Origin of the sequence: Blastococcus goldschmidtiae (assembly GCF_031845325.1) — a bacterium.
Classification (GTDB): Bacteria; Actinomycetota; Actinomycetes; order Mycobacteriales; family Geodermatophilaceae; genus Blastococcus; species Blastococcus goldschmidtiae.
In genome coordinates this window covers 472664-495742 of record NZ_JAVREI010000001.1, presented here as the reverse complement: position 1 = coordinate 495742, position 23079 = coordinate 472664, and the positions used below count along the sequence as shown (strand labels likewise).

Genomic DNA, 23079 nt, shown 5'->3' with positions numbered 1-23079 from the left:
CCCCCGACCCGGAGGACTCCATGACCCGTCCCACCGGCTCGTCCAGCCGGGCGAGCACGTCCGCCGGCGGCGACCCCGCCCCCGAGGACGACAACGTCAGCGGTACGCGCGCCGACTACGCGCCCACCGGCGCCGACCCGTCGCCGACCACCGGCGGCACGCTCAAGCGCACCGCCAAGGAGTTCAGCGAGGACAACCTCACCGACTGGGCCGCCGCGCTCACCTACTACGGCGTGCTGGCGCTCTTCCCCGCGCTCACCGCCCTGGTCTCCATCGTCGGCCTGCTGACCGACCCGCAGCAGCTCACCGACGCGCTGACCGAGGTGGTCCCGGCGGACGCCGCCGAGACCATCGACCCGGTCATCCAGCAGATCGCGGGCAACTCGGGCGCGGCCGGCTTCGCCCTGGTCCTCGGTCTCGTCGGCGCCATCTGGACGGCGTCGGGCTACGTCGGGGCCTTCACCCGGGCCGCCAACGTCGTCTACGAGACGCCCGAGGGGCGCAAGATCTGGAAGCTCAAGCCGCTGCAGCTGCTGATCACCCTGATCGGCATCCTGTTCGCCGCGCTCATCCTGGCGATGCTGGTGCTCAGCGGCCCGGTGGTCGACGCGGTCGGGCAGGCCATCGGCCTCGGTGACACCGTCCTGACCGTCTGGACCTGGGCGAAGTGGCCGGTGATCCTCGTCCTCCTCGCGCTGATGATCGCGGTGCTCTACTACTCGACGCCGAACGTGAAGCTGCGCGGCTTCAAGTTCGCGAGCCCGGGCGCCGGGGTGGCCATCCTGGTCGCTGTCGTGGCGTCGGCGCTGTTCGCCTTCTACGTGGCCAACTTCGGCAGCTACAACGCCACCTACGGGGCGCTGGCCGGGGTCGTCATCTTCCTGATCTGGTTCTGGCTGATCAACGTGTCGCTGCTGTTCGGCATCGAGCTCGACGCCGAGGTGGAGCGCACGAAGGAGCTGAAGGACGGCGTGCCGCGGGCGGACAAGGAGATCCAGCTCGACGCGCGCGACGACCCCAAGGACAAGCAGACGACCTGATCCGTCGTCCGGCACGACAGCGGCCCCCTCCCGGTTGCCGCCTGTGCGGCTCTTGGTGTGGGTACACGGCGCACGAAAGGCGCACGCCACATGTGACGCAGCGTGGCCCCGGTCCAGTCGGACCGGGGCCACGCTCGTGCCTGCGTGTGGTGGCGCGCCGGGGCGGTCAGGGTGGCGCGGCGTGTGCCGGCTCCTCGGGGAGTGGGCCCATGTCGGCGTGTCGGGCTTTGGCACGAGCTCGCGCGTCGTGCGTTCTGCCGGGCGGGTCGTCGGCGCGCGCTGCGGCGCGGCCTATTCGCGCAGACGCGTGACCTGGCCGAACAGGCGGTTCCCGGGAGGGGGGCCTTCGTGCGTCGGGCCACGCTCCTGTCTGTGGCGTCGGCGCGGGACCGGGCGCAACTGCGGGGAAGAAGGCGTCCCAACGCCCTCGGGAAGCCCTTCTTCCCCGCAGATGGCGGGACGGCTACCGGCTCGTCGGCGGCTCGTCACCCCGGCGGGACAGCGGGATCCGCTCGACCAGGCCGGCGAGCCCGGCCAGGCCCTGACTCAGCGCACGGCCGGCCGGGACGAACCGGTCCGGCGCGCGGCGCACGCCGGCGGCGACCACGTCCCGGGTCCGGTCGATCAGCGACAGCAGGAGCCCGGACAGCGCGTTGCCCGGGGGACGACGGGACACCGTCGGATGCGGCCGGGTGGGCGAGATGCGGCGCATGACCTCCCAGCGCCGCCCCAGGGAAAGCAGCTCGGCCGGATCGAGCTCCTGCTGGAGGCGGGGGAACAGCACGTCCTCCTCGTCGCGGACGTCCTCACGCAGCACCTCGGTCAGCCGCCGCAGCCGCGCCGGCCGCTCGGGGTGGTCCAGGCCGTCCCGCTCCAGGACGGTGACGAGCTCGTTGACCTCCTGGTGCTCCTCCTCCACCTGACGCGTCAGCGCGTCGCCGTCGGGCAGGACCCGCCGGATCACCGGCCAGAGGACGGTTTCCTCAGGCGTTGGCGTGGCTGAACACCAGCCGGTCGATCCGGCCGAGCACCTCCTCCTGGGCGGTGCCGGTGGCCCCGTCGAGCTGGTGCAGCAGGCGGTCGAGCTCGACGTGGTCGCGTCGCTGGCGGGCCAGCACGCTGCCCTGCCCGCCGAGCTCGTCGTCGGTCTGGTCGGCGATGGATCTCACGGTCGCACTCCTCGGGGACGTCGGATCGGGACTCCTTGCCCGAACGGGTGCACCGGCATTCGTCACGTTGCGGGCGATCCCGCCCGGGTAGGGGCTGACGAGTTCCTTTCGACTGCAGGGAGACCCAGCCCATGAGCGAGCGCCCTCCGGAGACCTCGGACTTCTACGACCTGGAGGCGCTGCTGCCCGACGACGAGCGTGCGCTGCTGCACCGGGTGCGCGCATTCATGGACACCCACGTCGAGCCGGTCATCAACGACTACTGGACCCGCGCGGAGTTCCCGCACGAACTGATCCCGGGCCTGGCCGAGCTCGGCATCGCCGGCAACCCGTACTCCGGCTACGGCTGTCCGGGCCGCTCGTCGCTGTTCGACGGCATGCTCGCCATGGAGCTCTCCCGCGGGGACGCCTCGATCTCGACCTTCATGGGCGTGCACGGCGGGCTGGCCATGGGCTCGATCTACCTGTGCGGCTCCGAGGAGCAGAAGCAGCGCTGGCTGCCGGCGATGGCCCGCATGGAGCTGATCGGCGCGTTCGGTCTCACCGAACCGGAGGCCGGCTCCGACATCGCCCGTGGCGCGCAGACCACCTGCCGGCGGGAGGGCGACACCTGGGTGCTCGACGGCGAGAAGAAGTGGATCGGGAACGCCAGCTTCGCCGACCTGATCATCATCTGGGCCAAGGACGAGGAGACCGACGACGTCCTCGGCTTCGTCGTCGAGAAGGGGACGCCCGGCTACTCCACGGTCGACCTCAAGGACAAGATCGCGCTGCGGGTCGTGCAGAACGCGCTGATCACGCTCGAGGACGTGCGCGTGCCCGAGGCGAACCGGCTCCAGGACGCCCGCAGCTTCCGCGACACGGCGAAGGTGCTGAGGATGACCCGCGCCGGCGTCGCCTGGTCGTCGGTCGGCTGCTCGCGCGGCGCCTACGAGCACGCGCTGCGCTATGCCACGGAGCGCGAGCAGTTCGGACAGCCGATCGCGGAGTTCCAGCTGGTGCAGGACCTGCTGGTGCGGATGCTGGGCAACATCACCGCCTCGGCCGCCATGTGCGCGCGGCTCTCCCAGCTGCAGGACGCCGACACGATGACCGACGAACAGGCGTCGCTGGCCAAGGCCTTCTGCACCATGCGGATGCGCGAGACGGTCGGCTACGCCCGCGAGCTGATGGGCGGGAACGGGATCCTGCTGGAGAACCACGTCGCCCGGTTCGCCGCCGACGCCGAGGCGATCTACTCCTACGAGGGCACTCGCGAGGTGAACACGCTGATCGTCGGCCGGGCGGTGACCGGCACCAGTGCGATCGTCTGACGATCGCCGCGGGAGCATCGCAGCGAGGGACGAGCGCCGGTGGCCGCACTGCAGGGTCCCGCCGCGAGCGTGCGAGCGGTGGGGGGCAGTGGGGTCCTTCTACGGGGCGCGGAGTCGGACGGTGATCGTCCGGTCAGCCCCGCTGCCAGGCCGCGTCAGGTGTGCTTCAGTGAGGCCAGTCACCCCTGCCGCGAGGAGATCCGATGGCCCAGCCGGACGTTCCCGAAGCCGCCGCAGAGGGGGCGCTCGGCCTGGACATGGTCCTGGTCGACGCCGCGCGCGGCCCGTTGCGCCGGATGGTGCCCCCGGCCGGCACCGCGCTGCGGTTCGGCGCGGCCCTCGCGCGGCAGCCCGGCACACTCGCGCGGCGGACCGGGGAGCTGGCCCGGGAACTCAGCCTGATCACCCTGGGCCGGTCGGAGCTCGCGCCGGGCCGCAAGGACAAGCGGTTCGCCGATCCCGCCTGGTCGGGCAACCCGCTGCTGCGGCGGGCCATGCAGACCCACCTGGCCACCGCGCGGACCACCTGGGAGCTGATCGAGGACGCCGACCTGGACTGGCAGGACGACGAGCGGATCCGGTTCACCGCGACCAACCTGGTCGACGCCCTGGCCCCGTCGAACGTGCCCGTGCTGAACCCGCTGGGCTGGAAGGCGCTGATCGACACCGGCGGGAAGAACGTGGTCCAGGGGCTCCGGCGCATGGCCACCGACCTCGCGGCGCCGCCACGGGTGCCCTCGATGGTGGAGCCGGACGCCTTCACCGTCGGGGAGGACCTCGCGGTCACCCCGGGCGTGGTGGTGTTCCGCACCGACGTGTTCGAGCTGATCCGCTACCGGCCGACGACGGACACCGTCCGCGAGGTACCGCTGGTGATCGTCCCGCCGACGATCAACAAGTACTACATCACCGACCTCGCGCCCGGCCGCAGCATCGTCGAGCACTACCTGGCCGCCGGCCAGCAGGTCTTCATGATCTCCTGGCGCAACCCCGACGAGCGGCACGCGGACTGGGACCTGGACACCTACGGGCAGGCGCTGCTCGACGCGATGGACGCGGTGGAGCAGTCCTCCGGCAGCGAGCGGGTGGCGCTGCAGGCGTTCTGCTCCGGCGGGATCATCACCGCCATGGTGCTGGCCCATCTGGCCGCACAGGGTCGCCAGGACCGGGTGAGCGCGGCCAGCTTCGCCGTCACCGTCCTCGACTGGGCGCGCGCGGGCACCGTCTCGGCGCTGATGGACGAGGAGTCGGTCCGGGCGGCGACCGAGCGGTCACGGCAGAAGGGCTACCTGGACGGCGCACAGCTGGCCGAGGTGTTCGCCTGGCTGCGACCCAACGACCTGATCTGGAACTACTGGGTCAACAACTACCTGCAGGGCAAGCCGCCCCCGAACTTCGACATCCTGTTCTGGAACGCCGACACGACCCGGATGAGCGCCGGTCTGCACCGCGACTTCATCGACGTCGCGCTGGGCAACGCGCTGACCGAGGCGGGTGCGGCGACCATGCTGGGCACCCCGGTCGACCTGTCCTCGGTCACCGTGGACACCTACGTCACGGCGGGAATCGCCGACCACCTCTGCCCGTGGCAGGCCTGCTATCGCAGCACCCAGCTGCTGGGCGGGGAGAGCCGCTTCATCCTCTCCACCAGCGGGCACATCGCCTCGCTGGTGAACCCGCCGGGGAACCCGAAGTCCACCTTCCAGGTCGCCGGCCGGACGCCGGCGGACCCGGAGGAGTGGCTGGCGGCGGCCCGCACGGAGAAGGGCTCCTGGTGGCCGGACTTCACCGCCTGGCTCGGCGACCGGTGCGGCGGGCAGGTGCCGGCACCCACCGAGCTCGGCGGGGCGCTGGAGGTGCTGGGGGACGCGCCGGGCACCTATGTCTTCGACAAGTAGCGGCGAGCGGGTCCGGACGATCACCGCCGGCGGGCGGACGCTGCGGACGTCGGTCCGGCCCGGGACCGACACCGACGTCCCGCCGCTGCTGCTGATGAACGGGATCGGCGCGAGCCTCGAGGTCCTCCAGCCCTTCGTCGACGCGCTGGACCGCCGGCGCACCGTGGTCCGGTTCGACGTCCCCGGCGTGGGCGGGTCGCCGCCTCCCGTCGTCCCGTACAACCTGGCGACGTTCGGCCCCGTCGTGACCGGCCTGCTCGACCGTCTCGGCTTCACGCGCGCCGTCGACGTCCTCGGCCTGAGCTGGGGCGGCGGGCTCGCGCAGCACTTCGCCGTCCAGCACCGCCGCCGGTGCCGCCGGCTGGTGCTCGCCGCGACCGGCACCGGTGCCCTGATGGTGCCGGCGCACCCCCGGGTGCTCGGCCGCATGCTCACGCCCCGGCGGCACCGCGACCCCGAGTACGCGCGGCGCATCGCCGGTGACATCTACGGCGGCACGATGCGCAGCGAACCGGAGCGCGCGGCGCGGGTGCTGCACGCCGAGACCCGTCTGGGCCCGCGCCGCGGTTACTACTACCAGCTGGCCGCGAGCACCGGCTGGAGCAGCCTGCCGTTCCTGCGGCTGATCCGGCAGCCCACGCTGATCCTGGCCGGCGACGACGACCCGATCGTGCCCGCGGTCAACGCCCGCCTGATGACCCGCCTGCTCCCCGACGCCCGCCTGCACCTCTACCGCGGTGGGCACATCGCGCTGGTCACCGAGGCCGCGGAGCTGGCCCCCGTCGTGGACGGCTTCCTCGACGGCTGAGGCGCGGTCACTGGGCGTCCCACCAGAGCGCCGCGGCCTCCGCCACCGACCGGCCGTCGAGCTCCACGGCGCGGTTGAGCTGGACGAGGTCGTCGGTCGTGAGCCGGGCACTGGTCTCGTCCAGCGCCTTCCGCAGCCGGTCCCCCCAGCGATCCGCCGCCTCGGCCCGCACCATCGGCACGACGTTCTCCCGCGGTTGCAGGGCGCGGTCGTCCTCCAGCAGCACCACGGGGGCCACGGCCAGCCGGGCGTCGGTGGTCTCGAGCATGCCGACGTCCACCTGCCCGGACAGCAGCGCCTCGAGCGTGGCCGCCCGCGTGGGCATGGCGAGCACGTCGGCGAACCGGACTCCGTAGACCTGCTCCAGCCCGAGCAGGCAGAAGGGTCGGTGGGGGCACTCGGGCGGGCCGCCGAAGACGAGGCCGGGAGCGAGCGGGGCCAGCTCCGACAGCGTGCGGACGTGGTGCTCGGCCGCGAAGGCCCGGGTGACGACGAAACCGTTCTGGTCCTCGGCCGCGGCCGGCGCGAGGACGTCGACCCCGCGCCCGCCCATGGTGCGGCTGAGCACCGCGTGCATCTCCTCGGGCACGACCGGCGGGCGGGGGAACTCCGGCCGGGCGAAGGCCAGCGCCGTCCCCAGGTAGTCGACGACGACGTCGACGACGCCCTGCTGCAGCGCGGGTGAGACGACCTCCCGGGTGCCGATGCCGTGCTGCACCGAGACCGGGATCCCTGCGCGGCGCACCGCCTCGGCGTAGACCTCCACCAGGATCTGGTTCTCGGGGAAGTCGTAGGAGGCGAACCGGACGGAGTCGACGGGCGCCGGGGCCGGTCCGGCGCCTCCGGTGCAGCCGGCGAGCAGGAGCAGCACCACCAGGACCGCGCCCCGAGCACGCACCGTGTCACCTCCGCCCCGTGGGGACGGGCAACGGTAGAACGCGGGCGGGACGAAAGGGGATGGTCGCGACGCCGCGCGGGGGGCACCATTCCCCGGCATGGCGTCCGTGCCGCAGGCGCTGCCGACCGCGGGCACGACGGGCCCGGCCGTCCGGCCGGGACCGCCGGCCATCGCGCGCGTCCGCCGCCGTCGCCGCCCGTCGGGCGAGCCACCCGCGCTGCCCCGGCAGCTGCGCACCTCCGGCAAGTGGTGGCTGGCGCTCAGCGGCGCGGTGCTGCTCGCCTGGGCGGTCGTCATCGTCACCGGCACCATCCGCTACTTCGACGTCGCCGACACCCGGGTCCTCCAGGCGTTCGCGGAGCTGCGCTCCCCCCTCGCCACCGACGTCGCGCAGGCGGTCGGCCTGCTGGCCACCGAGCGGGCGCTGCACGCCATGTGGCTGGCCAACCTGGTGCTGCTCGTGGCGTTCCGCCGCTGGCGGCACCTGTTCGTCTGGTTCGGCGTCGTCCTGGTCGTGGTGAACGTCGCCGCGGTGATGGCGACGACGCTGCAGCGCCCGCGCCCGTTCGAGGTCGAGCTCCTGGGGTCCTGGTCGGGCTTCTCGATGCCCTCGCTGCCCATGACCGTGCTGGCCGCGTTCCTGGTCAGCACCGTGTACGCGCTGGTCCCGCCCGGCCGCACGCGCACGATCGGCAAGTGGGTGGTCTGCGGTCTGCTCGTCGTCACCGCGCTGTCCCGGCTCTACCTGGCCCAGGACCATCCGTCGGGCATCGTCGCCGGCGTCGTGCTCGGCGTGGCCGCCCCGCTGGCCGCGTTCCGGCTGCTCACGCCGAACTCCGTGTACCCGGTGCGGTACAGCCGCGGGCGGCCGGCGCACCTGGACGTCTCCGGGGAGCGAGGGGACGCGATCGTGCGCGCGCTGCAGGACCAGCTGGGGCTGCTCGCCACCGACGTCACGCCGTTCGGCCTGGCCGGCTCGGGCGGGTCGACGCCGTTGAAGATCACCGTCAAGGCGCACCCGTCCTCCGGCGAGGGCGAGAGCTGCGTGTTCGGCAAGCTGTACGCGATCACCCACGTGCGTTCGGATCGCTGGTACAAGCTCGGCCGCACCCTGCTCTACGGCCGGCTCGAGGACGAGAAGCCGTTCCACAGCGTGCGCCGGCTGGTGCAGTACGAGGACTACATCCTCCGGCTGTTCTGGGAGGCCTCGCTGCCCGTGCCGCATCCGCTCGGCATCGTGGAGATCACCCCCGAACGCGAATACCTGCTGGTCACCGAGTTCATCGCCGGCGCGCAAGAGGCCGGCGACGCGGAGATCGACGACCGGATCATCGACCAGGGCCTGGCCGCGGTGCGGCGGATGTGGGACATCGGCATGGCCCACCGCGACATCAAGCCCGCCAACCTGCTGGTGCGCGACGGAGACCTGTTCCTCATCGACTCCGCCTTCGCCGAGGTGCGACCCAGCCCGTGGCGGCAGGCGGTCGACCTGGCCAACATGATGCTGGTCCTGGCCCTGCGCACGGACGCCGCACAGGTCTACGCCCGGGCCCGGCGGCAGTTCACCGACGAGGAGATCGCCGAGGCGTTCGCGGCCACCCGCGGGCTGACCATGCCCACGCAGCTGCGCCGGATGCTGCGCCAGCAGGGGCGGGATCTGCACGCCGACGTCCTGCGGCTGCTGCCCTTCCAGCTGCCCCCGGTGCACATCCAGCGGTGGACCTGGCGGCGGTTCGGGCTGACCGTCGTCACCGTCGTGGTGGCCGGCGTCGCCGCCGTCGTCACCGTCGGCCTGCTCGGGTCGCCGCTGTGAGGGTCCGCCCGGGCCCGGTCCTGGCGGCCCTCGCCCTGCTGCTGCTCCCCGGCTGCGTGCGGCCGGTGCTGCTGGACTCGGAGGTGCTCGCCTGCCGCGAGGGCGACGAGGGCACCCCGGCCAACGGCGTCGTGCTGCTGGCCCAGTCGGTGCCGTCGGCCGCCTGGGTGCCGTGCCTGGAGACCATCCCCCTGGGCTGGGACGTCTCCGGCCTCGAGGTGACCGACGAGGAGGCCCACTTCTGGCTGGACTCCGACCGCGACGGGGCACGCGCCGTGGAGATCCGCCTCGACGAGGGCTGCGACACCACGGGCGCGACCCGGATCCCCAGCGACCGCGAGGCGATGCAGCGCTGGGAGCGCGTCACCCAGGTGTTCCCTCAGTACGTGGGCACCCGCATCTACGTCTTCGACGGCGGGTGCATCAGCATGCTGTTCCGGCTCGCGGGCGAGAACCGGGCCGAGCCGCTGGGCTTCGCCACCCAGGGCATCGGCGCGGTCCCGCGGGACGCCGTCCGCGCCGCCGTCCACGAGCAGACCGACGGCCGGCTCGAGCTCGGCTCATGACCGCCGCCCCGGTCCCCCGGCGCCCGCGCGGCCGCCGGCTCGTGGGCGGCGTGCTATCGCTGGCCCTGGTGGCGGCGGTGTTCGTCTGGTTCCTGCCCCAGTTCACCAGCCTCGCCGACGTCTGGACGTCGGTGCGCGGCATGACGTGGCGGGAGGTGACCCTCCTCGCCCTCGCCGCGGCGTGGAACCTGGCGACGTACCAGTTCGTCATGGTCGCGGCCACGCCGGGGCTGACCCTGCGGCAGGCGCTGGTCTCCACCCAGGCGACGACGGCGGTCTCCAACACCGTGCTCGGCGGCGCCGCCGTCTCGCTCGGCCTGACCTACGCGATGAACTCGTCGTGGGGCTTCTCCCGGTCCCGCACCTCGGTGGCGCTGCTGGTGTCAGGGCTGTGGAACAACTTCGCCAAGCTGGGCCTGCCCGTGCTCGCCCTCGCGCTGCTGGCGCTCGGCGCTCCCCCGTCGGCCGGCCGGATCGGCGCCGGCCTCGCCGGGCTGGGCGTGCTGGTCCTCGCCGTCGTCCTGCTGGGGGCGCTGCTGCGCAGCCGGGAGGGTGCCGAGCGGCTCGGCTCGGCCGCCGGCCGGATCGCCACGGCGCTGTGCGGCCCGTTCGGCCGCGGCCCGGTGACCGGCTGGGACCGGGCCACGGCGAAGTTCCGCGACCGGACGGCGCTGCTGCTGCGGGCCCGCTGGCCCTGGATCACGCTCGCCACCCTGGTCAGCCACCTGTCGCTGTTCCTCGTGCTCCTGCTCGCGCTGCGCTTCGTCGGGGTGGACGGCGGCCAGGTGAGCGCGGTGGAGGCGCTGACGGTCTTCGCCTTCGCCCGGCTCCTGACCGCCGTCCCGTTCACCCCGGGCGGCCTGGGGGTCGTCGAGTTGGCGCTGATCACCGGACTGGCTGCGGCGGGTGGCCCGCGAGCGCTGGTCGCCGCCGCCGTCCTGGTCTTCCGCGCGCTGACCTACGTCCTGCCCATCCCGATCGGCGTGGGCACCTACGTGTTCTGGCGCCGCAACCGTTCGTGGCGGCGCGAGGCCAACACCGCGCCGCGCACGCGGCTGGTGCCCGAGTCGGTGTGAGCCGCTGATGCTGGTCGATGCGCGCCGGGGCCTGGTGGTCAGCGGCACCCTGCTGGCCGGTGCCGTGGTGGTCGGCGCCCTCGTGGTGGTCCCGGCCACCCGGCCGGCGGTGCAGGCGGTCGACGACGCCGTCTGGCGCTGGGCCGGGGACCTGCAGAACGGGCCGGCGACGGCGATCGCGGAGGCGTTGTCCGTGCTGGGCAGCACGTACGTCAACTGGCCGCTGCGCGTCGCGGCGCTGGTGCTCATCGCCTGGCGCCGGCACTGGCTGCGGCTGGCCGCCTTCGCCCTCGCCGTCGTCACCAGCGAGCTGTTCATCGGGCCGGGCAAGGCCGCCGTCGACCGGCCGCGCCCACCCGGCGCGCTGATCGAGACCACGGCCGCCTCGTTCCCCTCCGGGCACGCCATCGCGGGCACGGTCACCGCCGTCGGCCTGGTGCTCGTGCTCGCCTCCCCCGGTCCCTCGCGCTGGCGCTGGGAGGTACGCGCGGCGGTGTTCGGTGCGGTGATGGCGCTGTCCCGGGTCTACCTCCGGGCGCACTGGCTCTCGGACACCGTGGCCGGCGCGCTGCTGGGTGCCGGCCTCGCGCTGGGCTTCCCGGCGCTGCTGATGGCCGTGCGCGAGCGGGCGCAGCGCGTGCCACCGGTGCGGTGAGCGACCCGCCTCAGCCCTCCCGGCGGACGACGACGGCCCCGCCCCAGGCCTCCGGCGCCAGGCCACGGACGGCGAGCACCTCGGCCAGTGCCCGGTTCATGGCCTGCTGCACGGCGGAGTCGGCCGTGGCGCCGTGCACCTGGTCCAGGCTCATCCGGTCGTGCTGGCGCCACGCGACGACGACGCCGTCGAGGTCCGGCGTCGGGGTGAGGCAGGCGCCGCCCAGCGCCCCATCGGCCCCGGTGGCGTCGTGCACCGGCAGACCGGCCTCGCTCAGCGCCGCGGTCACCTCGACCAGGAGCGTGGTCAGCGGGTCCTCCTCCGCGAGCAGGGGGGCCCACTCGTCGGGCAGCCGGTCGAGCTGCGCGGTGAGGTGGTCCAGCCACGCCCACTCCTGCGGCGACGGGCGCCGGCGCAGCGAGCCGTCGGCCCGGCGGACGCCGTAGGCCGGACGCGCGGCGGCGCCGTCCGCGAGGGCCGTGCTCGACCAGCCGGCCGCGGCGCGATCGGGGAACGGGCCCGCGAGCACCCGACCGGGCGCGTCCTCGCTCCCGTCGACGAGCCACCAGCCCTCGACGCCCGTGTCGACGACGACAGAACTGCCCGGCAGACCACCCATGACACTCATTGCGATCCATCCATCCATGGAGGTCCCGCCCCGGGGGAAGAGAGGCGGGCACCGCGTCGCCGGCCGTGGCGGCGCGATGGGAGGAAGGTAGGCGCCGGCGACCGCGCGCGGACGCTTCACGGGCGCGTTCCGGGACTCGCGTGTCCGGATCGTTGCGGAGGCCGCCGCCGGGGCCGCTGACCCACCGCCCGCGGGGACCACAAGTCGACAGGAGACGCCGTCCCCGGGCGTGTTCCCGCAGGACGACGGGCCGGTCACCCCGGGACACGCGGCTCCGGCCGCCGGTCCGCGGGGCTCACACCGAGCCGGCAGCCTCCGTCGTACGGAGCAGTGCGCCGGCCTCGGGAGCACGCATCGGGCGGTAGAGCAGGTAGCCCTGCGCCTGGTCGCACTCCTGCGCCTTGAGCCGCGCCAGCTGGGCGGGCTCCTCCACGCCCTCCGCGACGACGGTCAGCCCGAAGGTGTGCGCCGCCCGGATCATCAGTGCCACGAGCTCACGGTGGGCGGGCTCGGTGGACGCGACGAAGCTCCGGTCGATCTTGAGGGTGTCCACGGGCATGTTCCGCAGCTGCCCGATGGAGGTGTAGCCCGTGCCGAAGTCGTCGATGGCGATGCCGACCCCCATGGAGCGCAGCTCGGTGAGGTGGTCGTAGGCGAGCGGGTCGTCGACCAGCACCGTCTCGGTGACCTCCAGGACGAGCAGCTCGGCCGGCAGCCCGGACGCGGCGAGCGCGTCGGCGACGTCGGTGATCACCCGCTGGTCGGCGAGGTGCCGGCCGGAGATGTTCACCGCGATCGTCGGGTGGGGTTCGCCCGGCGCGGCGGGGCACTCGGCCCGCCACTGGGCCAGCTGGCGGGTCGCCTCGTGCAGCATCCAGCGGTCGACGTCGCCGATGAGGCGTGAGCCCTCGGCCACGGGGATGAACTCGTCCGGGGGCACCAGGCCGACACCGGGCCGCTCCCAGCGGATGAGCGCCTCGTAGCCCATGAGCCGGTCCGTGGCGACGTCGATCACGGGCTGGTAGGCCACCTGCATCTCGCCGTTCACCAGGCCGGAGGCGATGGCGGCCTCCAGCTCGGCGCGCTGGTGGAGCTGCAGGCGCAGCGTCTCGTCGAACAGCTCGGCGCGGCCCCGGCCGTGCGCCTTGGCGCGGTAGGCGGCGGTGTCGGCCTCGGCGAACAGCGCATCGGCGTCGGTACCGCCGTCCCGGCTGATCGCCACGCCGATGCTGGCGCCGATCCGGACGCCGGCGCGCCCCGCCACGATCGGCTCGCTGACCGCGGCGATCAGGCGGTGGGCCAGCTCCAGCAGGTCGTGCTCGCTGTGCACGGACTCCACGAGGACGACGAACTCGTCGCCCCCGAGCCGGCAGACGACGTCCCCCGGTCGGACGGCGGAGACGAGCCGGCGGGCCACCTCGCGCAGCACCTCGTCACCGGCCGCGTGGCCGTGTCCGTCGTTGACGGCCTTGAAGCCGTCGAGGTCCACGAAGAGCAGGCCGGTCATCGCCCCGGAGCGCCGGCCGCGGTGCAGTGCCCCGGTCACGAGCGTGACCGCCTGGGCGCGGTTGGGCAGCTCGGTGAGCGCGTCGTGCGTCGCCTGGTGGGCCAGGGCGAACTGCAGCTCCTCGCGCTGGCGTACCGAGTGCACGATCTCCTTGACCGACGCGTGCACGACCTCGCCGAGCGGGCCGGGCAGCGGCTGGTCGAGCAGGGCGTCGTCCAGGTCGCCGCGCGCGACGGCCTGTGCCTGGTCCTGGATGCGGCGGAGCCCGGCGACGGCGGAGCCGAGGGCGCGCGAGACCGTGCGCACCTCGCGGGGTCCGGCCACCTCGACCTCCACCAGGGATCCGCGGCTGATCTCGGTGGCCTGCCCGGCGAGCAGCCGCAGCGCCCGCGCGACGCTGCGGCCGAGGAGCAGGGCCCCCAGCAGCGAACCGGCGAGCAGACCGGCACCGAGGACGAGGACCAGCTGCAGGCGGTCGTTGGCGCGCGCCCGGTCGGCGGCCATGAGCTCCTGGGCCTCGTCCACCGCCGTGCCCACGAGCTCGGCGAGCAGGGTGCCGCGTGTCTGGCCTGCCGTGATCAGCGTGATCAGGTCCCCGAGCGTCGGCGGGGTGCCCGTGTCGGCGAGACCCGCGGCGAGCAGCTCGTCGACCTTCTCCATGGCGTCCTCCGCCCGGAGGTCCTCCCACGCGGCGCGGAGGGAGTCCTGCGAGAGCCCGTCCATCTGCCGCTGGGCGTCCGCGTAGTCGAGCCAGGACGTCTGCCAGGCCGTGCGCGACCCGATGATGCTGTCGCCGCTCGAGACGAACATGGAGCCCAGGTACATCGGCATCTGCCGGCTCGCGTTGTGGGCCAGCCGCGCGACGGTCTGCACGTCGCGGATGGCGCGCAGCGTGGCGCCGGGGACGCCCTCGGACGTGGCGGCGGCCGCCGCCGCCTCCTGCGCGGTCATGAGGTCGGTGGAGACGGCCAGGAAACGGAGGTACACGTCCTCGATCTCCGCGGTCTCCGCGACGCCGCCGTTCCGCAGTTCCTCCAGGTCCACCGCGGCGCGCCCCGCGGCGGCGGCGCCGACCGAGCCGGCGGGGAGCTGTGCCAGGGCGTCGTCGGTCCGCCGGGCGAAGCGCGCGGCGTCCGCGGATGCGGTCGAGCGCTGCATCTCGATCAGGTGCTCGGGGATGCCGAGGGACGAGGCGAGCACCGGGTTCCCGATGACCTTCAGCGACAGGACCGGGATCAGCTCCTGCTCCACCCCGCTGCGGGCCGCGTCCAGGAGCGACACGATGCGCATGGCCTCCTCGGCACGAGCCGCACCCGCGGCCTCGTCCTCACGCGCCTGTGCCGCGGCGGTGGCCAGGACGACGACGCCGACGAGCGGGAGCAGCACGAGGGCGGTCAGGTACCGCCAGAGCGGCGCACCGCGCCGGCGGCCGCGCGCTGTCGTCCGGAGGAATCGCACAGTTCCGTATCGGGCCCGGCCCGCCACCTCTTGAGAACTGCACCCACCCCGTTGGGAGGATGTACTCCTCGGAGAGTGACAGGGAGCTCGCAGGTCACGGCCGCGGAACTGTCAGACCCCTCCTCGATGCTCGGGACCATCGCAGGACCGAGGAGAGTTGAGATGGACATGACCACCCGCCCCGACCGCGCGAGCGCGGTCCACCACCAGTCCGTCACCGGTCACCGCCTCCCGGGACGGCTGCGCAGCCGTCGCGAGCTCGTCGTGCCGCCGGCGCAGGGCACCGCCCGCGGCTGACCGGCTCAGGACCGGCTCGCCAGCGGGGACGTGAGCCGGCCCGGGGTCGCCGGGGTCGGGAACGACCGGTCCCCGAACAGGATGCTGCCGGCCACCGCCCGCCCCGGCGGCGTCCGGAGCAGCGCGAACGCAGCCGCGGCGACGCCGGGCGTGCGCACCCGGGCCAGCCCCCGGCGCAGCAGCACCCTCCCCCGGAACCCTGCCCGGAGCGCGGCGCCGTCGTAGCGGGCGAGCGCATCGCGCTGTCCGGTGCGCAGCGCCTCGTCCAGCACGGCGGCGGCGTGCTCCGACAGCCGGAGGCAGGGATCGAGGCCTCCGGCGGTCAGCGGGGAGACCGCGCCCGCCGCATCGCCCACGAGCAGGCCGTCGGGGCAGCTGATCCGGCGCAGCAGGCCGCCCACCGGGATCGGCCCTCCCCGCCGGTCGACCTCGTCCGGACGGTCGACGCCGGACAGCCCGGGTGCCGAGGCGCTGAAGCGCCGCAGGGCGGCCACCATGCCGTCGGGGAAGCGGTCGGCGTACCCCGCGACGCCCACGTGTCCATGTCGCCCGTCGTTGACGACCCACGCCAGGTAGCCGGGCGCGATCGAGGGGTCGAGGACGCAGTGGAACGCCGGGGGTTCGGCACTGCAGGCCACCGGGAAGACCTCCTCGGCCCCGACCAGCAGCTGCCGGTTGCGGTCCAGGGCGAGATCGCGGGCCACCCTCGACCGTGCGCCGTCGGCACCGACGAGGAAGCGGGTGCGCACCGAGGTGGGCCCGTCCGGGCCGACCAGCAGGGCGGAGCTGAGCCCGCGGCCGGTGTAGCGCGTGCCCAGCGCGATCCGCACGCCGGACTCCACCGCCGTACGGGCCGCGGCCAGGTAGAGCGGCCCCATGTCGCCCACCCGGAACTCGTCCCGCGGGCTGTCGAGGGTCACCGGCCGCGCCCGTCCCGGCGGGTAGAGGACCACCCGCCGGATCGGGGGGCCGAGGCACTCGGCCGGCAGCGGGAAGTCGTCGAGCGTCTTGCGGACGAAGATGCCGGTGGTGCGGATGGCCGTGGTGAGGTCGGCCCGCCGGTCGACCAGCATCACCTCGTGTCCGCGACGGGCGAGCAGCGTGGCCGTGTGCAGCCCCGCCAGCCCGGCGCCGACCACCAGCACGTCGACCGTCTCCGCGGCGCCGCTCACCGGTTCGCGGCTTCCCGCGGTGCGGCGTCGGAGCTCGGCTCGCCGTCCGGGACCCACTCCAGCAGGTCGCCGGGCTGGCAGTCGAGCACCCGGCACATGGCCTCCAGCGTGCTGAAGCGCACCGCCTTGGCCCGGCCGTTCTTCAGCACGGCCACGTTGGCCGGGGTGAGCCCGACCCGCTCGGCGAACTCCCCGACGCTCATCTTGCGCCGGGCCAGCTCCACGTCGATCCGCACGACGATGGGCATCAGATGACCGCTTCCATGTCGGTCCGCAGCGCCGTCGCCTGCCGGAGCAGCGCACGCATGACCACCATGAGCAGGCCGAGGACGGCGCCGACGAGCAGCAGCAGCAGCAGGACTGCGGGGAGGACGGCGTCGTCGCTGACCTCGTCGACGACGAAGTAGTACGAGCAGACGAAGGTCACCACGAGCATCAGCCAGCCGGCGACCACCGCCCGGACGATCCCGTTCACCCAGCGCAGGGCGCCGTCGCTGAAGATCCGGTCGTCGGTGACCAGCGTGAGCAGCTGCCAGGTGCAGACGACGACGGCCTGGACGCACGCCAGCCCGAGCACCGCCGCGGCAAGCATGATCCCGCGCATGGAGGACCTCTCCAGCGACGGCTCGGAGATGTCCGGCAGCACGGCCGGCACCGCCCAGACCTGGGCGGCGAGCAGCGCGGCGAGGGCGATGACGAGCAGGATGCGAAGGGGCACCACGACGTGGCGCAGGTGCGTCATACCATCGACAGTCGTGCACTAACTATCGAAAGTCAATCGACAGCGGCTGAACCGCGATGCGTGTCGCCCGGTCGATGAAGCGCGGTACGGGACCGCTAGCGCGAGCCCTGCCTGCGTGCGACGACCACGAGACCCACCAGCACGAGGGCCAGCGGCGCCCATCCCGGCAGCCCGAACGGCCCCAGCACGAGCTCGGCGACGAACAGCAGCAGCTGGAAGGCGATGAAGATGCCGACGAACAGGACCACCAGGAAGAGCACCGGATTGTCCGCCTGCAGGCGGCGCATGAAGTCCATCGATGTCTCCTCGGTCATACCGGCACGGCGGGATCTGCACCCACCCTCCCAGCATCGGCTGCACCGGCGGTCGACTGAAGGCCGATTGCGGAGCGAGCCGGCACGAACGGGGGGGGTCGACCCCTCGAGCCCGGGCCGGTAACGGCCCCCGACCGGCGGACGCGTCGGCAGGCACCGTCGTGAGTGGGCCCCGTGGGGATCGAACCCACAACCCGCGGATTAAAAGTCCGCTGCTCTGCCAGTTGAGCTAGAGGCCCTGGCCGGAGCCAGTCTCCCAGACCCGACTCCAGCCCCCCGCGTCACAGCACGTCGAGGACGAGGAGCAGGAGGACGGTGAGCAGCGCGGAGAGCGCCAGGGAACCGAGACAGCCCAGGCGGCTGGAGAAGAGGAAGAACATCCCCGCCGGGTGCCCGGCCCACCCACGGGTGAACCCCCGGCGAGCCGGGGAGTGAGCTATCCGTGACCACGCCGTCCGGTTTCCACCCGATCAGGGGATGCCGCCCGCGGGCCGTGATTACGTACGGTCATCACCGATCCGCCCGGCTTCGCGCACGGGCGGCCCCGTGCCCCGGCCCGGCCGACCCGTTCCCCCCGTTCCCCCCGGGCCGGCCGGGCCGGCTTCTTTCTCCGGCCTCAGCGGTGGCGGCTCGGCACGCGGGCCATGACCCGCCCGGCCTCCATCCGCACCTCGAGCTTCTCCTGCGGGTTCGCGGCCGGCCCCCGTCGAGGCTCCCCGTTGTCCAGGTCGAACGCCGAGCCGTGCCACGGGCACACCAGGCACTCCGAGCCGCGCACCTCCTCGACCGTCCCCTCCTGCAGCGGCCCGGAGAGGTGCGAGCAGGCCCCGACGAAGACGTCGACCCGCGCGCCCCGCCGGACCACCGCGAGCGGGACGTCGGCCGAACCCCCCGAGCCCGTGCGCAGCGCCGGCCGCCCCTCGGGGAAGTCGTCCAGCGGGCCGAGGTCCAGCCAGTCGGTCGAGAGGGCACGCACCGCCGTCGCCGCGTGCGAGGCGCCGGAGGACTGCGCGTAGGACATGTGACCGCCGATGGCCGCCGACCCGCCGGCGAGGGCCAGGCCGCTGTAGGACAGCACGCGCCCGAGCCCACCCCGGTCCTTGGCCCGCGCCGCCAGCGATCCGACGTACAGCCCCAGGGCGACGGAGTTCATCACCGCGTGCAGCGCGCCCAGGCGGCGCACACCGGTGCCCTGCTCCGACCAGTCGGCCGCTCCGGAGGCCGCCGCGGGCACCGCCGCGGCCACCCCGGCACCGATCAGCACGGTGGCTGCCGGCCGCAGCCGCGGAACGGCGTCCAGCAGACCGGCGGACACCCAGCTGCCCACCGGCACCTGGACGAGGATCGGGTGCAGGGGGTGGCCGATCCAGGTGCCGTGCAGGAGATCCTTGACCGCGGGCGGCTTCAACACGCTCACCACTGCACGGCGGGCCGGTTCGATCACCTTGTCGAACGTCGCGACGTCGGCGACCCGGTCGAGGAACCCCATGAGACTCATGAGCGCCCTCTACCCGTGGCACCCGGCGGCGACTCCCCGGTCACGAGCCGGTCTCGTCCGGGTGCTTCCCGGAGAAATCGGTTCTTCCCGTCAGTGGGAACGGGCATGCTGCCCTGTGACAACGCGCGATCCGAGGAGGACCCTGGACCGCGCTCACCCCACCCCCGGCCCGGAAGGACCTCCGTGACCCGCCCGTCGCTGCTGCGCCGCTGCGCTGCCGCGCACGACGCTGCGGAGGAGACGGTCCCGGAGGCACCCGCCGCGAGCAGGTGGACCGTACGACTCGCGGAGCGGCTGCGACAGGACGACACCCTGGCCCAGTTCGCCCGCTTCGTGCTGGTCGGTGGTTCCACCACCCTCGTCTACGCCCTGCTCTTCATCCCCTTCGAGGGGCTGGGATACCTCGTCGCGCACCTGATCGCCACCGCCGCCTCCACCGTGCTCGCCAACGAGATGCACCGCCGGCTGACCTTCCACGCCGAGGACCGGGTCGGCTGGTTCACCGCGCAGTGGGAGGCGAGCACCGTCGCCGCCATCGGCCTGGTGGCCACCAGCGCCACTCTGGGCTGGGTGAACACCACGGCGGCCGAAGCCCCCGTCGCACTCCAGATCACCGCCGTGGTGACGGTGACGGCGATCATCGGACTGCTGCGCTTCATCGCGCTGCGCTGGATCTTCCGCCGCCCCGCCGTCACCGAAAGGTGACCGCCCGCAGTTCGGTCCCGTCCCGTCCGCAATCGGCTCACTAGCCTGGGCGGGGTGACCGAGCCACAGGACGACCCGACCTCGCCGTGGCACCGCCGGGGTCGCCTGGCCGGTCTGTGGGCGGCCCGCGTCGGCCTGGCCCTGGTCGGTGCGTTGATCGCCGTCCTGCTCTTCGCCCGCATCTCCGCACCGATCGGCCCGTTCGAGGCCAGCCTCGCCATCCGCCCGGGGTCCGGCGGCGCCGAGGTGGCCGTCCCGCCGCTCGGCTCCCTGGCCGCCGACGTCTTCGACGGGCCGCTGCGCCTCGACGTCCGGCTGCAGAGCGTGGACCAGGTGCGTGCCCAGGCGCTCGCCAACGACCCGGTCCGGCTGGCCGGCGTCGTCGACCGGGTCACCGAGGACCTGCAGGACGCCGTCGTCGAGCTGGTGGTCATCACCGTCCTGGCCGCCGTCGGCGGCGCGGCGCTGGTGTCCTGGGTGGTCCTGCGGCGACGTCGCGAGCCGTTGATTGCCGCGGGCCTGACCGGCGCGCTGCTGCTCGGCATCGGCGGCGTCGGCGCGTCCACCTGGCGGCCGGAGGCGCTGTCCACGCCCACGTACACCGGCCTGCTGGTGAACGCGAACAGCCTCATCGGCAGCGCTGAGGACCTCCTCGCCCGCTTCGACGCCTACCGCGCATCGCTCACCGACCTCGTCGCCAACGTCGGCTCTCTCTACAGCACCCTCTCGGCGCTGCCCGCGCCCGGCTCCACCGACGAGACGGTGACGCTGCTGCACGTGTCCGACATCCACCTCAACCCCGCGGGCTTCGACCTCGTGGAGCAGGTGGTCGGCTCGTTCGAGGTCGACGGCGTGCTGGACACCGGGGACATCACGGACTGGGGCAGCCCACCGGAGGGCCAGATGGTCGACTCGATCCGCACCCTCGGTGTGCCCTACGTGTTCATCCGCGGCAACCACGACTCCGTGGCCACCGCCGAGCGCGTCGCCGCCCAGCCCAACGCCACCGTCCTCGACTTCTCGGCCACCGAGATCGCCGGCATCTCGATCGTCGGCGCGAAGGATCCCCGGTTCACCCCGGACAAGAGCACCGGTGACGACGACGCCGGCCCCGAGGTGCTGGTCCGCTCCGGCGAGCGGCTGGCCGAGCTGATCGACTCCCTGCCCGAGCCGCCGGACATCGCCCTCGTCCACGACCCGAAACAAGCCCCCCCGGTGGACGGCCTGGCGCCGTTGATCCTGGCCGGGCACACCCACGACCGTCAGGTCTCCGAGCTGGACGACGGATCGCTGCTGATGGTCCAGGGCTCCACCGGCGGAGCAGGTCTGCGGGCGCTCGAGGGCGAGTTCCCCGAGCCGCTGACCTGCACGGTGCTCTACTTCAACGCCGACACCGGCCGCCTGCAGGCCTACGACGACATCACCCTCGGCGGCCTCGGCGAGTCCGAGGTGACGATCGAGCGCACCGTCGTCCCCGAGCTCCCGGCCGGGGAGCAGAGCGGCGCCGCGGAGGACGAGGCCGATGCCGCGGAGGGCGGGGCCGGTGCCGCGGAGGGCGAGGACGCCGACAGCAGCCCGGCGTCCCCGACCGGCTGACCCCGCGGACCTACGCTGCGGCCATGCCCGTGACCACGACGCCCCGCGCCCGCCTGGCCGGCGGGCTGCTCGCCGGTGGGCTGGGCCTCACCGCCCTGACCGGGTGCTCGTTCGGCACCGAGAACGTCACCTGCACGACCAGTTCGTGCACCGTCACCCTGCAGAGCAGCGACGCACAGGTGGAGCTCCTGGGCACCACGCTGGCGTTCACCGGGACGGAGGACGGCCGCGCCTCGCTGCGCGTCGGCTCCGCCGACGTCTCCTGCACCCAGGGCGAGCAGGTCTCGGCCGGCAGCCTGGACCTCGAGTGCTCCTCGGTCAGCGCCGACGGGATCGAGCTGACCGCGTCCCTGGGCTGAGGCCGCAGACGGACCCGCCCCGACCTGGCGCCACGACCCGGCGCCCCGGTGCGGAGCGCCCTCCGGTGGCATGTATTGTTTCTCCTGCCCCCGGCAGAACGAGCCCTCATCGTCTAGTGGTCCAGGACGCCGCCCTTTCAAGGCGGTAGCACGGGTTCGAACCCCGTTGGGGGCACAGCATCACCACAGCAAGGCCCTGTAGCGCAGTTGGTTAGCGCGCCGCCCTGTCACGGCGGAGGTCGCGGGTTCGAGTCCCGTCAGGGTCGCCACCCGGTGCGCGAGCACCGGGAGGGGCAGGTAGCTCAGTCGGTACGAGCGCTCGCCTGAAAAGTGAGAGGTCGGCGGTTCGACCCCGCCCCTGCCCACCCTCTTCTCTTCCCCCGCCACCGGATCCGGTCGCGGACTCAGACCCAGCTGCGGTCCGCCGCCACCTGGGCGTAGACCTCCGCGTGCACCCGCCGGACCGCCTCGGCCTGCTCACCGCGCCACGTCCGGTCGGCCGGCCGCGGCATCGGCCGGGTCAGCGCCGCCGACACCGCAGCGGTCAGCGACACCGGGTCCAGGCCGTCGACCTCGTCGTTCCCGTAGGTCACGACCTCCGACCACTGGTCGGCGAAGAAGCCGCAGCTCGGCGCCACCACGCGGGTGCCGACGTCGCGGCAGACCTCCAGATCGCGGGAGTGCGTCCCGCACCGCTCGGGGAGGACCGCCACGTGCAGCTGCTGCAGCTGGTCGGCCACCTCCTCGGGCCGGTGCACCACCAGCTCCAGCTCGCCGTTCCCGGCCATCTCTCGCACCCCGGGGTCGACGTCCGACCCCACCGGCGCCAGCACCCGCAGTCGGCCACCGCCGGAGACGGCACCGGACGCCGCGGCGCGCGCCACGGCCGCAGGATCGGGCACCGCGGCCGACGCCGTGCCCAGCTGCACGCCCACGAGCCCCCGCTCGGCACCCAGGTCCGGGTCCGGCACGGCCAGGGAGGGGTGCGCCAGCACGATCGCGGTGCGCCCGTAGCGGTCGGCGATCTCGTCCGCGGCCGACGGCGTGAGCGTGAGCACGACCTCCGCCGTCCCCAGGACCGACTCCAGGTGGGCGTCGTGCCGGGCGCGGGAGCTCTGCCCGGCGTCGCGGAGCTGGTGGACCGTGACGACCAGGGGCACGCCCAGCCGCCGGACCGCCTCGGCCCAGCGCTCGAGCTGCAGCACGCCGAGGTGGGCGTAGCCGCTGTGCAGGTGCAGCACGTCGATCTCGGCGGCGTGCTCGGTCAGGTACCGCTCGTCCAGCCAGCGGCTCGGCTCATCCGGCGTACCCACGCGGACCGCGCCCGTGGGCAGCACGGCGTCGACGTACCGGTCGCTGAACGGCACGCTGGCCACGCGGAGCGGGCTCGGCGTCCCGGCAGAGGGCTCACCGGGATCGGGGTCTGCGGACATCACTGGCGGGGTTCTGCTCCTCGGGCGTTCGAGCACCGCAGCGTTCGCGGTGCCCGGCGCGGGCACCCCGGTCAGGCGGTTCCGGCGGGGTGACGGCTCGTCTCCCTACCCTGCCACCTCGTTGTCAATCCGTG

The 23079-nt window shown here is 73.7% G+C and carries 23 protein-coding genes and 4 tRNA genes; 15 read left to right on the top strand and 12 right to left on the bottom strand.

The genetic code is table 11. The features are described from left to right. The first annotated feature begins 20 nt into the window (after positions 1-20). The gene (locus RM425_RS02470) at positions 21-1040 is read left to right on the top strand and encodes a YihY/virulence factor BrkB family protein (protein WP_311343597.1); all 1020 of its coding nucleotides are present in this window, start codon (positions 21-23) and stop codon (positions 1038-1040) included. Between the two features lie 463 nt (positions 1041-1503). Here the strand turns inward: RM425_RS02470 and RM425_RS02465 are convergent, their stop codons facing one another. Together RM425_RS02465 and RM425_RS02460 are read right to left on the bottom strand one after the other, a co-directional pair. Continuing rightward, positions 1504-2004, bottom strand: a complete 501-nt coding sequence (locus tag RM425_RS02465) for a hemerythrin domain-containing protein (protein ID WP_311343596.1) — start codon at positions 2002-2004, stop codon at positions 1504-1506. Positions 2005-2023: 19 nt separating this feature from the next. Next, complete coding sequence (locus RM425_RS02460) at positions 2024-2209, bottom strand: hypothetical protein (protein WP_311343595.1); 186 nt, start codon at positions 2207-2209, stop codon at positions 2024-2026. A gap of 131 nt (positions 2210-2340) precedes the next feature. Here RM425_RS02460 and RM425_RS02455 point away from each other — a divergent pair, with 131 nt between their 5' ends. From RM425_RS02455 to phaZ, 3 genes are all read left to right on the top strand, one after another. After that, positions 2341-3522, top strand: coding sequence for an acyl-CoA dehydrogenase family protein (locus RM425_RS02455; protein WP_311343594.1), 1182 nt, complete (start codon positions 2341-2343; stop codon positions 3520-3522). A 203-nt stretch (positions 3523-3725) separates the two neighbouring features. Then, a complete protein-coding gene (locus RM425_RS02450) occupies positions 3726-5420 on the top strand; it encodes a PHA/PHB synthase family protein (protein ID WP_311343593.1) in 1695 nt (564 codons plus the stop codon). Beyond that, entirely contained in the window at positions 5404-6228 is an 825-nt protein-coding gene (phaZ, locus tag RM425_RS02445; protein ID WP_311343592.1) for a poly(3-hydroxyalkanoate) depolymerase, read from the top strand. The genes RM425_RS02450 and phaZ overlap by 17 nt, the downstream gene beginning before the upstream one ends. A gap of 7 nt (positions 6229-6235) precedes the next feature. Here phaZ and RM425_RS02440 read toward each other — a convergent pair whose 3' ends face one another. Then, a complete protein-coding gene (locus RM425_RS02440; protein WP_311343591.1) occupies positions 6236-7126 on the bottom strand; it encodes an ABC transporter substrate-binding protein in 891 nt (296 codons plus the stop codon). 97 nt (positions 7127-7223) lie between these two features. Here RM425_RS02440 and RM425_RS02435 point away from each other — a divergent pair, with 97 nt between their 5' ends. From RM425_RS02435 to RM425_RS02420, 4 genes are read left to right on the top strand one after another with little or no spacing between them, the layout of a single operon-like run. Beyond that, a complete protein-coding gene (locus tag RM425_RS02435; RefSeq protein ID WP_311343590.1) occupies positions 7224-8939 on the top strand; it encodes a phosphatase PAP2 family protein in 1716 nt (571 codons plus the stop codon). Further along, positions 8936-9505, top strand: a complete 570-nt coding sequence (locus RM425_RS02430) for a hypothetical protein (RefSeq protein WP_311343589.1) — start codon at positions 8936-8938, stop codon at positions 9503-9505. The genes RM425_RS02435 and RM425_RS02430 overlap by 4 nt, the downstream gene beginning before the upstream one ends. Then, positions 9502-10581 carry a lysylphosphatidylglycerol synthase transmembrane domain-containing protein gene (locus RM425_RS02425; protein ID WP_311343588.1) on the top strand — a complete coding sequence of 360 codons (1080 nt, stop codon included), beginning with the start codon at positions 9502-9504 and terminating at the stop codon, positions 10579-10581. The genes RM425_RS02430 and RM425_RS02425 overlap by 4 nt, the downstream gene beginning before the upstream one ends. 7 nt (positions 10582-10588) lie before the next feature. After that, positions 10589-11236, top strand: coding sequence for a phosphatase PAP2 family protein (locus RM425_RS02420; RefSeq protein WP_311343587.1), 648 nt, complete (start codon positions 10589-10591; stop codon positions 11234-11236). Positions 11237-11246: 10 nt separating this feature from the next. Here the strand turns inward: RM425_RS02420 and RM425_RS02415 are convergent, their stop codons facing one another. Both RM425_RS02415 and RM425_RS02410 read right to left on the bottom strand, forming a co-directional pair. Beyond that, entirely contained in the window at positions 11247-11864 is a 618-nt protein-coding gene (locus RM425_RS02415; RefSeq protein ID WP_311343586.1) for a hypothetical protein, read from the bottom strand. Between the two features lie 295 nt (positions 11865-12159). Continuing rightward, on the bottom strand, positions 12160-14829 hold the full coding sequence (locus RM425_RS02410) for a putative bifunctional diguanylate cyclase/phosphodiesterase (protein WP_311343585.1): 2670 nt from the start codon (positions 14827-14829) through the stop codon (positions 12160-12162). 162 nt (positions 14830-14991) lie between these two features. Between RM425_RS02410 and RM425_RS02405 the strand changes: the two genes are divergently transcribed. Further along, positions 14992-15126 (top strand): hypothetical protein, encoded by a 135-nt coding sequence (locus RM425_RS02405; RefSeq protein ID WP_311343584.1) that lies wholly within the window; start codon positions 14992-14994, stop codon positions 15124-15126. A 5-nt stretch (positions 15127-15131) separates the two neighbouring features. On the opposite strand, the gene RM425_RS02400 is transcribed toward RM425_RS02405, so the two are convergent. The 6 genes from RM425_RS02400 to RM425_RS02375 form a co-directional block, all read right to left on the bottom strand. Further along, positions 15132-16298, bottom strand: coding sequence for an NAD(P)/FAD-dependent oxidoreductase (locus RM425_RS02400; protein WP_311343583.1), 1167 nt, complete (start codon positions 16296-16298; stop codon positions 15132-15134). Further along, the gene (locus RM425_RS02395; protein ID WP_311343582.1) at positions 16295-16546 is read right to left on the bottom strand and encodes a helix-turn-helix domain-containing protein; all 252 of its coding nucleotides are present in this window, start codon (positions 16544-16546) and stop codon (positions 16295-16297) included. The genes RM425_RS02400 and RM425_RS02395 overlap by 4 nt, the downstream gene beginning before the upstream one ends. Continuing rightward, complete coding sequence (locus RM425_RS02390; RefSeq protein ID WP_311343581.1) at positions 16546-17040, bottom strand: DUF2975 domain-containing protein; 495 nt, start codon at positions 17038-17040, stop codon at positions 16546-16548. Before RM425_RS02390 ends, RM425_RS02395 begins: the two co-directional genes overlap by 1 nt. A 95-nt stretch (positions 17041-17135) precedes the next feature. Continuing rightward, positions 17136-17354: a hypothetical protein gene (locus RM425_RS02385; protein ID WP_311343580.1), complete on the bottom strand. Its 219-nt coding sequence runs from the start codon at positions 17352-17354 to the stop codon at positions 17136-17138. A 166-nt stretch (positions 17355-17520) separates the two neighbouring features. Further along, a tRNA-Lys gene (locus RM425_RS02380) sits at positions 17521-17593 on the bottom strand. Between the two features lie 377 nt (positions 17594-17970). After that, a complete protein-coding gene (locus RM425_RS02375) occupies positions 17971-18852 on the bottom strand; it encodes a Rieske (2Fe-2S) protein (protein ID WP_311343579.1) in 882 nt (293 codons plus the stop codon). Positions 18853-19035: 183 nt separating this feature from the next. Here RM425_RS02375 and RM425_RS02370 point away from each other — a divergent pair, with 183 nt between their 5' ends. The 6 genes from RM425_RS02370 to RM425_RS02345 all read left to right on the top strand — a co-directional run bounded on the left by RM425_RS02370 (position 19036) and on the right by RM425_RS02345 (position 21877). Continuing rightward, positions 19036-19557, top strand: a complete 522-nt coding sequence (locus RM425_RS02370; RefSeq protein WP_311343578.1) for a GtrA family protein — start codon at positions 19036-19038, stop codon at positions 19555-19557. A gap of 54 nt (positions 19558-19611) precedes the next feature. After that, the gene (locus RM425_RS02365) at positions 19612-21153 is read left to right on the top strand and encodes a metallophosphoesterase (protein ID WP_311343577.1); all 1542 of its coding nucleotides are present in this window, start codon (positions 19612-19614) and stop codon (positions 21151-21153) included. Positions 21154-21176: 23 nt separating this feature from the next. Beyond that, the gene (locus RM425_RS02360; RefSeq protein ID WP_311343576.1) at positions 21177-21512 is read left to right on the top strand and encodes a hypothetical protein; all 336 of its coding nucleotides are present in this window, start codon (positions 21177-21179) and stop codon (positions 21510-21512) included. 102 nt (positions 21513-21614) lie between these two features. Continuing rightward, positions 21615-21687: transfer RNA gene (locus RM425_RS02355), tRNA-Glu, on the top strand. A gap of 17 nt (positions 21688-21704) precedes the next feature. Then, positions 21705-21781: transfer RNA gene (locus RM425_RS02350), tRNA-Asp, on the top strand. A gap of 22 nt (positions 21782-21803) precedes the next feature. Next, positions 21804-21877 (top strand) — tRNA-Phe (locus tag RM425_RS02345). A gap of 39 nt (positions 21878-21916) precedes the next feature. Here the strand turns inward: RM425_RS02345 and RM425_RS02340 are convergent. After that, the gene (locus tag RM425_RS02340) at positions 21917-22888 is read right to left on the bottom strand and encodes a glycosyltransferase (RefSeq protein WP_311343575.1); all 972 of its coding nucleotides are present in this window, start codon (positions 22886-22888) and stop codon (positions 21917-21919) included. Between the last annotated feature and the right edge of the window lie 191 nt (positions 22889-23079).

What these genes read in the sequence shown, in the direction of transcription:
- RM425_RS02470 (WP_311343597.1), top strand. Translation starts at nt 21, where the DNA reads ATGACCCGTCCCACCGGCTCGTCCAGCCGGGCGAGCACGTCCGCCGGC.
- RM425_RS02455 (WP_311343594.1), top strand. Translation starts at nt 2,341, where the DNA reads ATGAGCGAGCGCCCTCCGGAGACCTCGGACTTCTACGACCTGGAGGCG.
- RM425_RS02450 (WP_311343593.1), top strand. Translation starts at nt 3,726, where the DNA reads ATGGCCCAGCCGGACGTTCCCGAAGCCGCCGCAGAGGGGGCGCTCGGC.
- phaZ (WP_311343592.1), top strand. Translation starts at nt 5,404, where the DNA reads ATGTCTTCGACAAGTAGCGGCGAGCGGGTCCGGACGATCACCGCCGGC.
- RM425_RS02435 (WP_311343590.1), top strand. Translation starts at nt 7,224, where the DNA reads ATGGCGTCCGTGCCGCAGGCGCTGCCGACCGCGGGCACGACGGGCCCG.
- RM425_RS02425 (WP_311343588.1), top strand. Translation starts at nt 9,502, where the DNA reads ATGACCGCCGCCCCGGTCCCCCGGCGCCCGCGCGGCCGCCGGCTCGTG.
- RM425_RS02420 (WP_311343587.1), top strand. Translation starts at nt 10,589, where the DNA reads ATGCTGGTCGATGCGCGCCGGGGCCTGGTGGTCAGCGGCACCCTGCTG.
- RM425_RS02415 (WP_311343586.1), bottom strand. Translation starts at nt 11,864, where the DNA reads ATGAGTGTCATGGGTGGTCTGCCGGGCAGTTCTGTCGTCGTCGACACG.
- RM425_RS02405 (WP_311343584.1), top strand. Translation starts at nt 14,992, where the DNA reads ATGGACATGACCACCCGCCCCGACCGCGCGAGCGCGGTCCACCACCAG.
- RM425_RS02395 (WP_311343582.1), bottom strand. Translation starts at nt 16,546, where the DNA reads ATGCCCATCGTCGTGCGGATCGACGTGGAGCTGGCCCGGCGCAAGATG.
- RM425_RS02390 (WP_311343581.1), bottom strand. Translation starts at nt 17,040, where the DNA reads ATGACGCACCTGCGCCACGTCGTGGTGCCCCTTCGCATCCTGCTCGTC.
- RM425_RS02385 (WP_311343580.1), bottom strand. Translation starts at nt 17,354, where the DNA reads ATGACCGAGGAGACATCGATGGACTTCATGCGCCGCCTGCAGGCGGAC.
- RM425_RS02375 (WP_311343579.1), bottom strand. Translation starts at nt 18,852, where the DNA reads ATGAGTCTCATGGGGTTCCTCGACCGGGTCGCCGACGTCGCGACGTTC.
- RM425_RS02360 (WP_311343576.1), top strand. Translation starts at nt 21,177, where the DNA reads ATGCCCGTGACCACGACGCCCCGCGCCCGCCTGGCCGGCGGGCTGCTC.